We start from the raw sequence: 16,287 nt of genomic DNA on the forward strand, positions 1-16,287 counted from the left end.
CCTATTGAGTTTGAGGCCAAAATATCTCTTGAAATGGGCCTGAAACGGGCCCGATTTCAATTTGGGGTGCAAAAAACCTTCTCCCGGCGCGTTCGGGAGGTCTTTCGAGCCTTCGTTTAGACATCAGAAATGGCTTGGGGCCAATAGAGACGGGCGCAAGCAGCTATTGAATTAATAGCGACCTTTTTTGAGGTTGTGTTCGATTTCATTGGAGCGCGCGCTTCTTGGGACTGCTGGCCGGGGGTTGCCCGGCGGCAAGTAACTTTCTTTTGCGTCGCCAAAAGAAAGTCACCAAAGAAAAGGCGACCCTGCTGTCTGCGTCCCTGCGCTTCGCTCCGGGCAACCTGCGGTGCTCGGTTCAGGCGGGGTCTCGCTCGAACTCGCCTTCGGCTCAGACAATCGCGATCCCTGATCCGCCTGAACCTGTGCTCCTCGGCGCAGACAGAAGGGGGTGGGGACAGGAATACCAAACAGCCGAATACCAATACTGAATACCGGAAGAAACAAGGACTCGCCGTGGCGAGTCCTTGTTGGTATTTGTGTTGGTTTTGTATTTTTGTCCCCGCTCCCGATTGGCCCTTGTGGATGCGCCGAGGAGCGCAGGGCCAGACGGATCAGGGCAAAAACTTGTTTGAGCCGAAGGCGAGTTGTTTTTGACCCCGGCTGGCCCGAGCACCGCAGGTTGCCCGTAGCGTAGCGAAGGGACGCAGGAACCAGGGTCGCCTTTTCTTTGCTTACTTTCTTTTGGCGAAGCAAAAGAAAGTGAGTTGCATGCCGGGCAACCCCCGGCCAGCAACACTCAGCAAAAAGCACACAGCCGGAACAACCCCAGCCAAAACAAAACTCAAACCAAACCCAACCCCATCCCCCTCCGATGCCCCTGCGTAAAAGCCTCCTCAAACACCGAATACCCCGATAAATCACTGTGCGCAAAATGCAGCCGCTGCCAAGGCGCCTGCAAACGCCCTTGCAGCGCCCGCAAAGCCGCACTGCTGCGCACACCCGGCACCGGCGTGCTCATCGCATGGCCATAGCGCATGATGTCCATGCGCGTGACCTTGCCGGGCAGATCAGGGTGCGGCACCGACAGCTCGGCCAGCACGCTGTCACGCCAGTGCGTCCAGGGTTTCTCGTACAAGGTTTTGCGCCCCGCCGGTTCAATGCCGAAGGCGCGGTAGTACGTGAGCACCGTGGCGCCGGGCACGGCCTGCAGGCTCTGATGCATGGCATCGACGTAACCCAGGCCTGCCTGCGCGGCGCTGTCTGATGCGTCCCCGCCGTAGATCACGTTGTCCCAGCTGGGTGCGGCGCCGGGCCGGTCGTGCAGCGCGGCCTTGATGTGCAGGTTGGCCACCAGCCAGGGGGCGTAACGCAGCTGGCCGGCGGCTTCGCGCAATGCAGGCGGTGGACTTTCCACCACGCGCGCCGCCACAAACAGCGGCATGGCCAGGATGCATTGCTCAGCCTGCCAGCGCTCGACGGTCTGGGTGGCAGCATTGAACGCATCGACCTCCACGCCATGCCGGCCCGCGGCCACGCGAACCACGGTCCGGCCGGCGTACAGGCGTTCACCGAGTGGCGCGGCCAATTGGCGGGTGAGCCAGCCGTTGCCCTCGGGCCAGGTGAGCACACCCGCTTCGCGCTCCGCAGAAGCGGCGTCACCGGGCGCCTGAAAGCCATGCCGGCTGGCGAAGTAATGAATGCCGGCCCAGGCCGATACCGTGTCCAGGCCCGCGCCGTAATCGTCGCGGCAACAATAGTCGAGGTACCAGCGCAGCGGCGTGTTGGTGAGTTGCTGCTGGTCCAGCCATGCCCTGAACGTCACGGCATCCAGCGCGCGGTGTTGTGGTGCCAGGGGCACTCCGGCAACAGGAATCTGGAATGCGGCCGCAGACGAGGCCTGCTGCACCAGCGCCGCAAAACGCCGGTATTCAGCCAACACGCCAGCATCCACATCCTGCAGCGGCAGCAGCCCTTCCTGCCACTGGCCGTTGATGAACAACCGCTCTTGCGGGCTGTGGCACAGGTGGCGTTCGTCATACACCCAGCGGCCGGCCACGCGCCGGCGCAGTGAAAGCTCCTCGAGCAAATCCTGGACGTCACGCGCCGCATCCCCGGGTACCGGCAGGTAGTGCGCGCCCAGCGGGCAGGGCACGCCACTGACCAAGCCTGCGCGGCTGTTGCCGCCGGCCTGGTCTTCCAGCTCCAGCAGCGCGAAGTCCTGCATGCCGCGCAGGCGCAGCGCACGCGCCGCCGCCAGGCCGGCAACACCGCCGCCGGCAATCAGTACGCGGGTGCGCCGGGTGACGGACGGGGTCGGCCAGGCACGGGCCCTGCCGGTCTCGTCAGGCCGAAGCAGATGGCCGCGCTCATGGTTCGCACCCACAAAACCGCCTTCAACGTACGTGGCCTCCTTGCAGCCCAACAGCGGTAGCGCAGAGGCGGCCAGGAAATCCCGGCGCTTCAATGCAGCACCTTGCCCCATTCCTGCTCGTAGCTGTGCACCAGTTCCTGGCTGGAGAGCCGGTTCACGGGCGCCGGCACGCGTGCCATGTCCACAGGGAAATCAAACAGCAAGGGCAGGGTCTGCGGGTCCAGAAAACGCAGGCCGGCAGGCAGGGTGCCCATTTGCGTCGTGGGGCTGAAAGGCCGCCGGCTGGCGACCACAAAACCCCATTCGCCAAAACTGGGCACATTGGCGTGGTAGGGGGCGGCCTTGAGCCCGACGGACTCCAGCGTGCTCACCACCGTCCAGTAGCTGCGCCGCGCCACCAGGGGAGACGTGGTCTGGATGACGGCATACCCGCTGGCCGAAAGGTGCTGGTCGAGCAGCGCATAAAACGAGTTGGTGTAGAGCTTGCCGATGGAAAAATTGGTCGGGTCGGGGAAGTCCACAATGATGATGTCGAACATGCCGGCGTTTTTGTCCAGCCACTGGAAGGCGTCGGCATTCACGACGCGCACCTTGGGTGACAGCAGCGCGTCGCCGTTCAGGCGCTTCAAGGCGGGCTGCTGGCTGAAGAGCTGCGTCATGGCCGGGTCCAGCTCTACCAGCGTGACGCTTTCCACACTGGGGTATTTAAGGACTTCGCGCACCGCCATGCCGTCGCCGCCGCCCAGCACTGCAACCGTTTTCGGCGCACCGTGCGCGCTCATCACGGGGTGCACCAGTGCTTCGTGATAGCGGTATTCGTCGCGCTCGGCGAACTGCAGGTTGCCGTTGAGGAACAGGCGGTGGCCCCCGCGGCCGTTCGTCACCACGATGCGCTGGTAAGGTGTGGTGGCGGTGAAAATTACACGGTCCTGGTAGAAATGGTCTTCGGCCAGCGTGGTGATCTGGTTCGCGCCCACAAAGCCGGCGCCCAGTGCGCACAAGACACCCAGGCAAGCCAGGGCATGCGACTTGACGTGCCGCAGCTCATGGCGGAACAGCCACAGCGCCCACACCGCGACAGCCGCGTTCATGAGGCCGAACAACAGCCCGGTGCGGATCAGGCCCAGATGCGGCACCAGCACCAGCGGAAACGCCAGCGACACAGCCAGCGCGCCCAGATAGTCGAAGGTGAGCACCTGCGACACCAGCTCCTTGAGCGCCACATTACGCCGCAGGATGCGCATGACCAGCGGAATCTCCAGCCCCACCAGCGTGCCGACCAGCAGCACCATGGCGTACAGCAGGAAACGGAAAGCGCCAGGCACATAGGCATTTGCCAGAAATAGCGTGGCCGGCAGCGCACCGCCCACCAGCGCCACCATCAATTCAATGCGCAAAAAATGGGCCGGCAGCTGCCGCTCGAAAAACCGCGACAGCCAAGACCCAATGCCCATGGCGAACAGGTAGCTTCCGATGATGGTGGAGAACTGCAGCACTGAGTCGCCCAGCAGATAAGACGCCAGGGCACCCGCGGCCAGTTCATACACCAGCCCGCACGCCGCCACCACAAAGACGCTGGCCAGCAGCGCGACCTCAAGAGGGCGCGGTGTGGTGGGCGGGGAGGATTCAGTGTTCAAAATGAAAGGCCGGTATGCGTGAATGCGATGCGAAGCGAGCCGGTATCACGACGGCGTCAGGGGCGTAGCGAGCGAGCTGCGGGCAAGGCGGACGGCGCACAGGAACCGGAATGTACCTGCGGGTACATGAGGATTCCGAGCACCGGCCAACGCCGCCCCCAGTTCGCGCAGTAGCCGGGAACTACCCGTGGATGGCGGCGGCTACTATTACGCAGATGCCTAATGCCATGGCGGCAACCACCAGCGCCAGCGCCACGTTCTGCTTCTCGACAATCTCCAACCACAGGTCGTACGGTGTCATTTTGTCAATGATGACAAAGCTCAGCCAGAAGATGATCACGCCGATCAGCGCGAACAAAATCGAGCCGAGGAATGCGGCGGGTTTAAGCCATTCAAGTCCCATGATGTTCTCCAGAAAAAATCTGCCAGGTTGAATAGGAAGGGGCCGGCGTCATTTATGGCCGCCTCCGCCGGAAAATCCACCGAATGAGCCGCCTGAACTGCGCGAGCTGCTGGACGAAGAACAGTTCTCGACATTCGGGTCGCAGCGTGAGCAGCGTGTGACCAGCAACAGAACCACCAGTATCACCAGCACCACCACAACGATGGTGCCGCAACCCATGCCCGACGCGCTGCTCAGGGGTTTGGCGTCCGCGCGCTTGAAGAGGTCTTTTTTGCCTTCAAGCTTGAAAGCCCTGGCGATCAGTTCGCCGTCCTGCTTGCTGCCGCTGGACCAGGTGACTTCGTTCGGCGCCTCTTCCTGGGACAGCAATGCGCTGCCGCTGGCGAAATCGCGGTTAAAGGTTTTTTGCCCGCGCTGCACCTGCCAGTAGAACTCGCCGGCGGCATACGTGGTCTCGGCGCGGTAGCTGCTTTGCAGGCGGTAGGTGGTCTTGAGGTAGGTGGCGCTGTCGCCACCCGTCTTGAAGGTGGGCGCGCCGGTCAGGGGCTTGACCAGGCTCCAGCCGTCGGTGGCGTCCACCAGAAAGGTAAAGCCGCGCTTGCGGTTGTAGAGCAGGTATTCATCCCAGCCGAAATGCTCGTCCGGGTCGTCGGGCTCGTACCCCATGCGGTGCTGGAACCCGACGACCTGCCATTGCGTGCCCAGCAACTGGCCCGTGCTTCCCAGTGCGATCAGCGGGGCGACCGGTTCATCCTGGATCGCATGCTGAAGCGCGGCGCCTGTGCCCTGGGTCAGGTCGATGAGGCTGTTGCAGGAACTGCAGGTGACGCTTTTGCTGGCAGCCAGTGTGACCGCCACCGTCGCTCCGCAGTTGGGGCAGCTGAACTGCCTGCCGCTTTCTTCCTTGGCAGACTCGTCCTTCAGGCCAGCCAGCTTCAGTTCGTCAAGCAACACCGAGCGGCCCAGCGACAGCACCGGTGCGCCGCTACCGGATGCCGTGCCGTAGTCAACACTGAGTACATCACCATCCGTGCTGCGCAATTCAACCACGGCAAAAGGCATGCCCAGCGCCGGCAAGCGCGGCAACTCGCCCTGGGCTGACAGCAGCACAACGCTCTCGTTGGAGGCCACACTGAAGGGCTTGGCATTGATCGCCGTGGTGGCGCCGATGCGAAAGTTTTCTGCGGGCGGTACGGCGCGCTGCAGGCTGGTGGGCCGGCTGAACACATACGCGCCGTTGTCCTCGCTCAGAAAGGCCGCGCTGCCGTCGTCCAGGATGGCATACCACTCGGTCCAGGTTCCCTGGGCGTACTTGTATTGCAGCCGGCCCACCAGCGTGAAGTTGCGGCCCTGCCAGACCCCGGAGGCCTGCAGCTGCAGGGGGCTGAAATCGTTGAACAGCTCGGCCATCTTGCCGATGCGCGACAGCGTGTCGCCGTCGCGCACGACAGTGCTCTGACAATAGCCGCACACCGCATGGGTGGATTGCGCGCTGCGGAATTCAACAGGCGCACCGCAGCCGGGACACGGCGCGCGGTAGGCGCGTTGCGAGTTGATTTCAGTCACAGCGGCAGCAGGTCAGCGCCAGTCAGAGGACCCGCGCAGCGAAGGGCCGCCCCGAGCAAGCGACGGCCCCCTCGGGGGGCAGCGACCCACACGAAGTGGGAAAGCGTGGGGGCCACATTCTCAGACCAGTTTTTTTAGCAGCTCGGCCTTCTTGGCGTCGAACTCTTCCTGCGTGAGGATTCCCTTGGCCTTGAGTTCCCCCAGCTTCTCGAGCGTTGCCATGACATCGTCTGGCTTGACCGCCGCGGCGGCGGCAGCCGAAGCCGCCTGGGCTGCGCCGCCCTGCAGGCCCTGCTGCAGGTTTTGCGCCAGCACCTGGCCCAGCGCCACACCGGCACCCAGGCCCATGGCGTCACCGGCAATACCGCTGCCGCCCCCGCCGCCTTCGGCGAACTTCGGGATGGCCTGCGCCGTCTGGTACTGCATGAACTTGCCCATGTCGTTGCCGACCATGCCCATGCCGATTTTCTGGTCGAGGATTTTCTGCAGCTCTTCGGGCAGCGAAAGGTTCTGCACCGTCATGCCCTCAAGCTTCAGGCCGATCTTGGCAAATTCGGGCACGAGTTGCGCCGCCAGCGCCTGCGCAAACACGAGCTGGTTCGCAGCCAGGTCGAGGAAGGCAATGTCGCTGGCTGCAATGGCGGCGGAAATGTTCTGCAGCACCAGGCCGCGCAGCTGTCCGTCAAGGTCGGCCGTGGTGTAGCGATCGCGTGTGCCTGAAATTTCGGTGTGGAAAAGCTTGGGGTCGGCAACACGGAAGTTGTAGTTGCCGAAGGCGCGCAGCCGCACGGCACCGAAGTCCTTGTCGCGAATGGTGATGGGCTGGGGCGTGCCCCACTTCTGGTCGATCTGCTGGCGGGTGCTGAAGAAGTAGACGTCGCTCTTGAAAGGGGACTCAAACAGCTTGTCCCAGTTCTTGAGGTAGGTCAGCACCGGAACGGTCTGCGTCGTCAGCTTGTACATGCCGGGACCGAACACGTCGGCAATTTTGCCCTCGTTGACGAAGACCGCCATTTGCGATTCGCGCACAGTGAGCGAGGCGCCGTACTGGATCTCCATGTCGGCCATCGGAAAACGCCAGGCCAGTGTGCCGTCGTCGTCCTCGGTCCACTGGATGATGTCGATGAACTGTTTCTTGATGAAGTCCATTAAGGCCATGGCGCGCTCCCTTGAGTGGTTGTCGGCCACATGATACCCGCCGACAACGACGTTTTTACGTTATTTACTGGCCCTGACCGCCTCCAGTGCAGTTCAGGCCGCGGCCCTGCTCCGCGCAGTCCTGCGGGACCAACCCGGCACTGCGCGGATCAGGGAACCCTGCCAGGCGGAAAGTCGGCACATCGGCCGCAACGCCGCCTTCGGCATCCTTGATGCCGGCGGCGCGCAGGGACTGCTGACGGCGCTCGTCGCCTGCCAGGACTGGCAGTGCCGTACCGTTCACAATGCGCGCGTCACCGGTACGCTCCGCGGTATTGGCCGGGGCCGGCGTGATATTGGCCGTCGTGGCGGCCGTCGCATTCTGCAAGGTGTAATTGCCGGCGTCGGCACCTGACAGGGTGATGCCGGTAATGCTGACGGGCTTGCCGTTGCCGACGGCAGGCGAATCAAAGTTGCCGGTAGCCGCCCCCACGGTGAGAACGTCCGCGCCTATCCGGCCGGTAAACGCCGCACCGCCCGTTGCCAGCGTGGCTGATGTGGTGCCGTCCTGCACCTTGTTCGCGGCGGTGATGCCGCTGACATTCGCAATCGAAGCCGGCGTGATATTGGCCGTGGTGGCGGCCGTGCTGTTGACGCTGTAGTTGACCGCATCGGCACCGGTGATGGCAATGCCGCCGACGTTGACGGTTTTGCCCACGCCGGCGTTCTTGTCGACAAAGCTGGCCGAGGTGTTGCTGGCCGCGAGTACATCGCCGGCGACCCTGTTGTCGGCCAGTGTCACGGTTGCGGCAGTGCCGCCGTCGTACACCTTGTTTTGAGCCGTGGCACCCACCGTCAAGGCGCGTTGCGTGATGTTGGCGGTGGTGGCGGCCGTGGTGTTGGCGCTGTAGTTGCCCGCATCGGCGCCGGTGAGGGCAATGCCGCTGACGTTCACTGTCTTGCCGGTGCCGACGTTCTTGTCGATAAAGCTCGCTGCGGTATTCGTGGTGGTCAGCACATCGCCGCTGAGACGGTTGTCGGTGAGCGTGACGGTAGCTGCAACGCCGCCGTCATAGACACGGTTCTGGCCGGTGGCACTGACCGTCAACGCGCGCGGCGTGATGGTCAGCGCGCCATTGGTCAAGGCCAGGGTGTAGTTTTCGCTGTTGGTCCCTACGCCGGCAGTGATAGCCACCGGTCCGGCCGCCACGGCTGTCCGGTCAACGGCTGTGGTGGTGTAGTTCACGCCCAGGCCGGCGATCGTGTCACCGTCGATCAGCCCGCTTACCACCCCGGTCAGCAGCGGGTTGGTGTCGCCATACACCTTGGTCTTGTTGTCGGCCGTAACCGTCAGGGTCGGCGCAACGCGGTAGAGGAAAGTATTTGCGCTGCCGGCCGGTACATAGCTGGCGTCGCTGTTGTAGCGCTTGCTGTAACCGGCAACGCCCTCGAGCGTGGTGCCGGGGTCACCGCTGTAGACGAGGTAGCGGCCGGATGCGGCCACGATGCCGCCCGCGCCCACATTGTTGATGAGCTGGCCGCCGGTGCTGACGCCGGCCGCATTGGCGCTGCCGGCCTTGAGGACCACGGCATCGCCGGTGGCGGAAGAATTCACGGCATTGTTCAACGTGAGATTTGACGCCGCGCCGGTGGTTTCAATTTTGACCGCGCCGGTGGCCGTTACGCCTGCTGTCGCACCGACCGTGCCCACAATCAGTGCACCGGCCTGCCTGTAGTCCACGCTGCCGGTGCTGGCGGCGAGCGTGGTGACGACATTGCCCGAATGGCCCAGCGTGTAGGCACCCCCCACGCCCGTCAACGCAAGCCCTGACGCCGTGATGGCTGCGGTCTGGCTGACCGCACCAGTCGCAGTCAGGCTAAGCGTGCCGGTGCCGACGTTCGATCCCAAGCCGCCAACACCCAGGTTGATGGCACCAGTGCTTCGCACGAAAGCGTTGGCATTGCCGGTGGTGTTGACGCTCAGATTGGTGGCCGCCACATCGATGCCATTGCTGGCGTTGGCGCCGATCTGACCGTTGGCGTTGAGGGTGACGTTCTGCGCGGTGATGGTTTGCACGCCCACATCGTTGATGGAACCGGCATTGAGCGTAAGCGTCTTTAAGGCCAGGTTGACCGGGCCGCCAATGGTCATGGCACCGGTGCTGGCGGCATCGCCGATGACGATGGGGCCGGTGGCACCGGTAGCAATGGCGGTGAGCTCTGCAGCGGTGAGGTCAAACCCGGCCGCGCCTGCCAGCGACATGGTGCGACTCGCAGTTTTGGCTTTGAGTGTCAGCACGCCGCTGGTGGTCAAGGCGTTGTTACCGGTATTCGCGGTGATGTTGACGGTATCTGCCGTGATGCTGATGGGGCCGCTGCCGGCCGTCACATCGAAGTTGTTCTGGGTGTAGGCGCCCGTGCCGGTGTCGATGGAGACAGCGCTATTGGTGGTGTTGAGGGCGCCTGCCACCGTCACGGCGTTGTTGCCGTTATTGAGCGTGAAGCCGCCCGCCGCCGTGATGGCGTTGAGGGTGACGATGCTGTTGGCCTGGGTGCCTAGGTTCAGCGAACCAGCGCCCGTACCGGCCACCGTCAGTGAAGCAGCCGCTATAGCTCCCGATTGCGTGATGTTGCCGTTGGACTGCAGGCTCAGCGCGCCCGTGGTGTTGATCGCTGCAACATCAAAGCCGGTGGCGTCCCGGTAGGAGATCGCACCATTCGCGTTCGCGGTATCGGTGAGGTTACGAGCGCGCAAATCGACCGTGTTCACCTGGTTGGCGGCATTGCTGAGCGTGATGTTCGCCGTACCCGCGGACAGCGTCTTGGCGATCAATGTGGGTGTGGTGATCGCGCCCGTCTGGGTGATGGCACCGCCGGCTGCCAGGGTCAGGCTGGTGGCCGCGGTGACCGCACCCAGTTGCAGCGCGTTGACGTCCTTGATGCTGACGTCGTTGCCCGAAACAACGCTCAAGGCACCGGAGAAGTCGTTGGCCGGGTTGTCCAGCGTCACGGTGTTGGCTGCGCCGGCCGTGATGCTGGTGGTGCCGCCTGCGATGACGGCACCGGTCTGCGTGACAGCGCCACCAGCCACCAGCGTGAAGCTTCCGGTTGCGGCGCTGCCACTGCCCGCGTTGATGCCGCCGATCACCACTGCATTGGCATCGGTGTAGGCGATGGCCGCGGCGGTGCGATCCGCGTCCGCCGCATTACGGGTTTGCAAAACGATGCTGGCTGCATCATTTCCTGCGTTGGTCAGGGTAATGGCCGCTGGCGTGTTGTTGAGTGTCTTGGCCGACAGCACGTCCGCCTTGATCGCACCGGTTTGCGCGATGGCGCCTCCGGCCACGAGCGTGACGTTCCCCCCAGCGCCGGCGCCGTTGTTGATGCCGGAAATGCTCACGCCATTGACGTCCGTGTACTGGATGGCTGCGGCACTATTGGCGCTACCGGCGGCATCCCGTACCTGCAGGTTGAGGGTGGCGGCGTTGTTGGCGGTGTGGTTGAGCGTGATGGCCGCGCCGGCATTGTTGCGGGTCGTTGCGGTCAAGGTACTGGCCATGATGGCGCCGGTCTGCGTGATGGCGTCACCCGCCACCAGCGTCACCGCGCCTGCTGTGCCGCCCGTGCCGCTGTTGATGCCGGCTACCGAAACAGCATTGGTGTCGGTGTAGAGGATCGCGGCGTTCGCGTTCGCCGTCCCAGGCGCTGCGACCGTGCCAGTTGCAACTTGCAGATTGACGGTGGCGGCATCGTTGCCGGCGTTGGTCAAGGTGATGGCTGAGCCCGCTGCGCTATAAGTCGCCACATTCAGAGAAGGAACCACCAACGCGCCAGTCTGGGTGACAGCGCCCCCGGCTTTCACGGTAAGACTGGAGGCTACCGTCGATGCCCCCAGCACAATGCCGCTGGCGTCGCTGAGCGCAACGTTGTTGCCGCTGGCCACAGCAACGGTGGCGAAATTGTTGGTTGCGGTGGTCAGCGTGATGTCGTTGGCCGCCCCTGCTGCCAGCGTCATGGCACCGGTCACCGTCACTGCGCCTGTCTGGGTGATCGTACCGGAAGTGTTGATGCCCAGCGTGCCCGAAACGGTGGAGGCGCCCAGCGCCAGCGCGTTAGCGTCTACCAGGGCGACGTTCAGCCCAGAGGTCACCGACACCGCGCCGGTAAAGTCGTTGCCCGTGTTGTTCAGGGTGATGCTGTTGGCCGCGCCTGCTGCGAGGGTGGTCGCACCGGCCACGGTGACGGCACCGCTTTGGGTCAATGCGCCATTTGTGGTGACGACCAGGGTTCCGCCCACCGTCGAGCTGCCCAATGCCAGGGCATTGGTGTCCCGCAGCGAGACGTTGTTGCCGGAGACGACCGAAACCGCGCCTGTGAAGTTGTTGGTTGCCGTGTTCAGCGTGATGTCGTTGGCCACGCCCGCAGCAAGTGTGGTGGCGCCTGTCACGGCCAATGTGCCGGTTTGCGTGATGGCGCCGGAAGTGCTGACACCCAGCGTGCCGGACACCGTCGATGCGCCCAGCACCAGTGCGTTGGCGTCGGCCAGACTGACGTTCAGCCCCGAGGTCACGGCCACAGCACCGGTGAAATCATTGCCCGCATTGTTCAGCGTGATGCTGTTGAGCGCGCCGGCCGTGAGGGTGGTGGCGCCGCCCACGCCAAGCGCGCCGTTTTGAGTCAAGGCGCCGTTCGTGGTAACGACAAGGTTACCGCCCACCGTCGAGCCGCCCAATGCCAGGCTATTGGTGTCGCGCAACGAAACGTTGTTACCGGAAACGATAGACACGGTGCCCGCGAAGTCGTTGGTCGTGGTGACCAGCGTGATGTTGTTGGCCGCACCCGCGGCCAGCGTGGCAGCGCCCGTAACCGCGAGTGTGCCGGTCTGCGTGATGGCGCCGGAACTGTTCAGGTTCAGCGTGCCGGAAACCGTCGAGGCGCCCAGCGTCAGCGCGTTAGCGTCGGTCAGCGCGACGTTCAGCCCTGAGGTCACGGAGACGGTGCCGGTGAAGTCGTTACCCGCGTTGTCCAGCGTGATATTGTTGGCCGCGCCCGCAGCGAAGGTGGTGTTGCCGCTTGCGATGATGGCGCCGGTCTGCGTGACGGCGCCGGTGGCCATAAGCGCGAGGCTGCCTGTTGCCGCACTGCCACTGCCCGCGTTGATGCCGCCGATCACCACTGCATTGGCATCGGTGTAGGCGATGGCCGCGGCGGTGCGGTCGGTATCTGCCGCATTTCGCGTTTGCAAGACGATGCTGGCCGCATCATTTCCGGTGTTGGTCAGCGTGATGGCTGCCGGTGTGTTGTTCAGCGTTTTGGCGGACAGCACGCCCGCCTTGATTGCGCCGGTCTGCGTGATGGCGCCGCCAGCCACCAGCGTGACGTCGCCGCCTGCGCCTGTGCCGGTGTTGTTGATGCCCGAAGTGCCGAATCCATTGGCATCTGTGTACTGGATGGCCGCGCCCGCGTTGGCCGCACCAACGGCCGCCACTGTACCGGTACGCGATTGCAGGTTGACAGTGGTCACGTCATTGCCGGCATGGGTCAACGTGATAGTGGCACCGGCGGCATTGGCCGTGCTTGCAGTCAGCGTACTGGCCTTGATGGCGCCGGTCTGTGTGATGGCGTCGCCGGCCAACAGCGTCACCGCGCCTGCTGTACCGCCCGTGCCGCTGTTGATGCCGGCTATCGAAACAGCATTGGTGTCGGTGTAAAGGATCGCGGCGTTCGCGTTCGCCGTCCCAGGCGCTGCGATCGTGCCAGTTGCAACTTGCAGATTGACGGTGGCGGCATCGTTGCCGGCGTTGGTCAAAGTGATGGCCGAGCCAGCCGTGCTGTAAGTCGACACGTTCAGCGCGGGTGCAACCAGTGCGCCCGTCTGGGTGACAGCGCCCCCGGCTTTCACGGTAAGACTGGAGGCTACCGTCGATGTGCCCAAGGCGATTCCGTTGCTGTCGCTGAGCGAGACATTGTTTCCGCTGGTCACGGCCACGTTGGCAAAGTTGTTGGTCGCCGTGGTCAGTGTGATGTCATTGGCCGCGCCCGCAGCCAGCGTCGTGGCACCGATCACCGTCACTGCGCCGGTCTGGGTGATCGCGCCGCCCGCGTTGATATTCAGCGTACCGGACACCGCCGAAGCACCCAGGCTGATCGCATCGCCGTCTGTCAGCGCGACGTTGCGGCCGCTGACGGTTGAAACTGCTCCGCCGAAGTTGTTGGTTGCGTTGTTCAGCGTGATGTCGTTGGTGGCTCCTGCTGCGAGCGAAGTTGCCCCGGTCACGCTCAGTGCACCGCTTTGCGTCACGGCGCCGGCGGTGACGACAGTCAGGGTTCCGCTGACATTGGAAGCGCCAAGCGCCAGTGCATTGGTGTCGCGCAGCGAGACGTTGTTGCCAGAAGCGACCGACACGGCACCCGTGAAGTTGTTGGTGGTCGTGGTCAGCGCGATGTTGTTGGCCGCGCCCGCAGCCAGCGTGGTGGCGCCTGTCACGGCCAATGTGCCGGTCTGCGTGATGTCACCGGCGGTGCTGATGCCAAGCGTGCCGGACACCGTCGATGCGCCCAGCACCAGGGCGTTGACGTCGGCCAGACTGACATTCAGCCCCGAGGTCACGGCCACAGCACCGGTGAAGTCGTTGCCGGCGTTGTTCAGCGTGATGCTGTTGGCCGCGCCAGCCACAAGGGTGGTGGCGCCGCCCACGGCAAGTGCGCCGCTCTGGGTCAAGGCGCCGTTGGTGGTCACCGCAAGGGTGCCGCTGACCGTTGAAGCGCCAAGGTCAAGGGCATTCGCGTCACGCAGCGAGACGTTGTTGCCAGAAGCGACCGACACGGCACCCGTGAAGTTGTTGGTTGTCGTGGTCAACGTGATGTTGTTGGCAGCGCCCGCCGCAAGCGTGGTGGCGCCGGCGACGATCAGGGCGCCGCTCTGCGCGATGGCGCCAGTGGTATTGACGCCCAGCGTGCCCGAGACGGTCGAGGCACCCAGCGTCAGCGCGTTAGCGTCGGTCAGAGCGACGTTGCGGCCGCTGACGGTTGAAACTGCTCCGCCGAAGTTATTGGCTGCGTTGTTCAGTGTGATGTCGTTGGCAGCTCCTGCTGTGAGCGAAGTTGCCCCGGTCACGCTCAGGGCGCCGCTTTGCGTCACGGCGCCGGCGGTGACGACAGTCAAGGTTCCGCTGACGTTGGAAGCGCCCAGCACCAGCGCATTGGCATCGCGCAGCGAAACATTGTTGCCCGACACAACCGACAGATCGCCCTGGAAATCATTGGTGGCCGTGTTCAGGGTGACGCTGTTGGCTGCGCCTGCAGTGACGGAGGTGGCTCCTTTGATCACAAGCGCGCCGGAGGTCTGCGACACGGCGCCGGTTCCTGAGATGGTCAGGTTGCCAGTGCCAATGCCGCCCGTCGTCGTAATACTGCGAAGCGTCTTGGCCGCTCCCGCGATGGCGACATCACCACCGAAAGTGGACAAGGACCCGTTTATGCCGAAGGCGGTGGTACCCACAGCGTTCAGGTTGGTTGACAGCGAAGCGGCCGTCGAAGTGATGGCCGCGTTGATCGCGATGTTGCCGTCGGCGTTGAGGGTCAATGAGCGGGCGGTGGCGCCCGTATATGCGATGTTGTTGGAAACCGTGATGTTGCCCGTACCGCCTGTTCCCGGCGAGGTATTAACGATCACATTGGCGCCCGCGAGTTGGCCGAGCAGGGTACCGACATTCAGGTTGGCCGTGCCGGTGCCGCTCTCAAATGTGGGGCCCGCGCCCAATCCACCCGAGTCGGCGACTGAAGAGATCGTGATATTGGAGGGATCCAGCAAAAGGGTGCCGGTGCTTCCGTTCGCAGCGGTCAGGTCGGTAAAGCCGTTGTAGTCAAGATAACGCTTGCCCGAAACCTCGGCCATGCCGCCGTTGCCTGCATCGCTGCCGGCATGGGCCGCAATGCGGCCGCCGAAGCGGGTGGTGTCGTCGGCCCACACCACCACCTTGCCGCCGTCGCCGCTGCGGTGGGCGCTCGCGTCAATCCGCACCTGCTCGCCCACAAAAGTGGCTGTCGCATTTTGCTCAGGGCCCCGGCCCTGGTAGTTGCCGCCGACCAGCGCCGTGCCCCCGCCTGCGTCTCCCGAGACATCGATGAGGGCGGTGCCTGCCAGTCCCACCTTGTCGCCTAGGACCTTCACGGTGCCGCCGGTCTGTCCGTTTTCAACACCTGCGGCACTCAGCTCGCCGGTCACATGAACCACACCAGTGCCACCGCCGCTCAGCAAAATCGTGCCGTTGCGCTCCACCGCCGAGTTGGCACGTATCACGCCGGACTGGTTGATGACGGTGGCCAACGCATCGCCCATGGCACTGGCCAGCACGGCAACCTGGCCGCCCGTGGCCATGATACTGCCGCTGTTGGTGATCGCGGCCTGCGCGGCCGCGGCGTCCACCGAGAAGCGCACCAGGCCTGTGCCCGAAGTGTCGACCGACACGCGGGAGCCTGCCAGCAGGCCAACCGAGCCAGCGTCTGCGGTGATGGCGCCGGTATTGCTGACCTGGGGTGCGGCCAGCAGCACGTAACCGCCGCGCGCAATGTTGATACTGCCGTGGTTGTCCACCGGGCCGGAGCCGTTGCCGCTGAAGGTGTAGCGGCCCGCCATGAAGTCGCCGTTGCCGATGTCGAGACTGGAGGCGACGAGCCCGCCCACATTGACCTGCGCCCCCGGGGCGAACATCACGCCGGACGGGTTGATCAGGAAGACCTGGCCGTTGGCGCTCAGCGAGCCGAAGATGGACGAGGCGCCGTTACCGATGACGCGGTTCAGCGCGACGGACGAGGCGCCCGGCTGCACAAATTGCATGGACTGGCCGACGCCGATGTTGAAGCTTTGCCAGTTGAGCACCGCCTTGTCGCTGGTCTGGTTGACCACCATGGCGTTGGCCGACGGCGTGCTCACGCTGGCCTGGCCGGCCACCACCTGGGCACCTTCAGGCAAGGCGGTGGCCCAGGGCGAGACAGCCGCCAGCAGTGTTGCAAGCAGGCGCGACAGCCTGCGGTCGCTGCGGATGCGATAGGTGGCCGAGAGCTTGCGCGACAGGCGGACCACCACCGTGCGCACGGACCAGGGGCGGTAGGCGGCGCGAGCTGAAGAAGTGGGGGCGGTCATGATGGGTATGCAGAGCAGGGGTTGG

The 16,287-nt window shown here is 64.3% G+C and carries 6 protein-coding genes; all 6 read right to left on the reverse strand.

All coding sequences use genetic code 11. The features are described from left to right. Positions 1-844 precede the first annotated feature (844 nt). The gene (locus AC1D1J_RS15560) at positions 845-2,485 is read right to left on the reverse strand and encodes an FAD-dependent oxidoreductase (protein ID WP_477695170.1); all 1,641 of its coding nucleotides are present in this window, start codon (positions 2,483-2,485) and stop codon (positions 845-847) included. Beyond that, positions 2,464-4,011 (reverse strand): polyamine aminopropyltransferase, encoded by a 1,548-nt coding sequence (locus AC1D1J_RS15565; protein WP_477695171.1) that lies wholly within the window; start codon positions 4,009-4,011, stop codon positions 2,464-2,466. Before AC1D1J_RS15565 ends, AC1D1J_RS15560 begins: the two co-directional genes overlap by 22 nt. 181 nt (positions 4,012-4,192) lie before the next feature. After that, entirely contained in the window at positions 4,193-4,414 is a 222-nt protein-coding gene (locus tag AC1D1J_RS15570; protein WP_007871890.1) for a DUF350 domain-containing protein, read from the reverse strand. A 48-nt stretch (positions 4,415-4,462) separates the two neighbouring features. Continuing rightward, positions 4,463-5,980 (reverse strand): DUF4178 domain-containing protein, encoded by a 1,518-nt coding sequence (locus AC1D1J_RS15575; protein WP_477695172.1) that lies wholly within the window; start codon positions 5,978-5,980, stop codon positions 4,463-4,465. A 120-nt stretch (positions 5,981-6,100) separates the two neighbouring features. Next, positions 6,101-7,138, reverse strand: coding sequence for an SPFH domain-containing protein (locus AC1D1J_RS15580; RefSeq protein WP_477695173.1), 1,038 nt, complete (start codon positions 7,136-7,138; stop codon positions 6,101-6,103). A gap of 64 nt (positions 7,139-7,202) precedes the next feature. Further along, entirely contained in the window at positions 7,203-16,262 is a 9,060-nt protein-coding gene (locus tag AC1D1J_RS15585) for a YDG domain-containing protein (protein ID WP_477695174.1), read from the reverse strand. Positions 16,263-16,287: the final 25 nt, after the last annotated feature.

The organism is Polaromonas sp. P1_F8 (assembly GCF_056405635.1).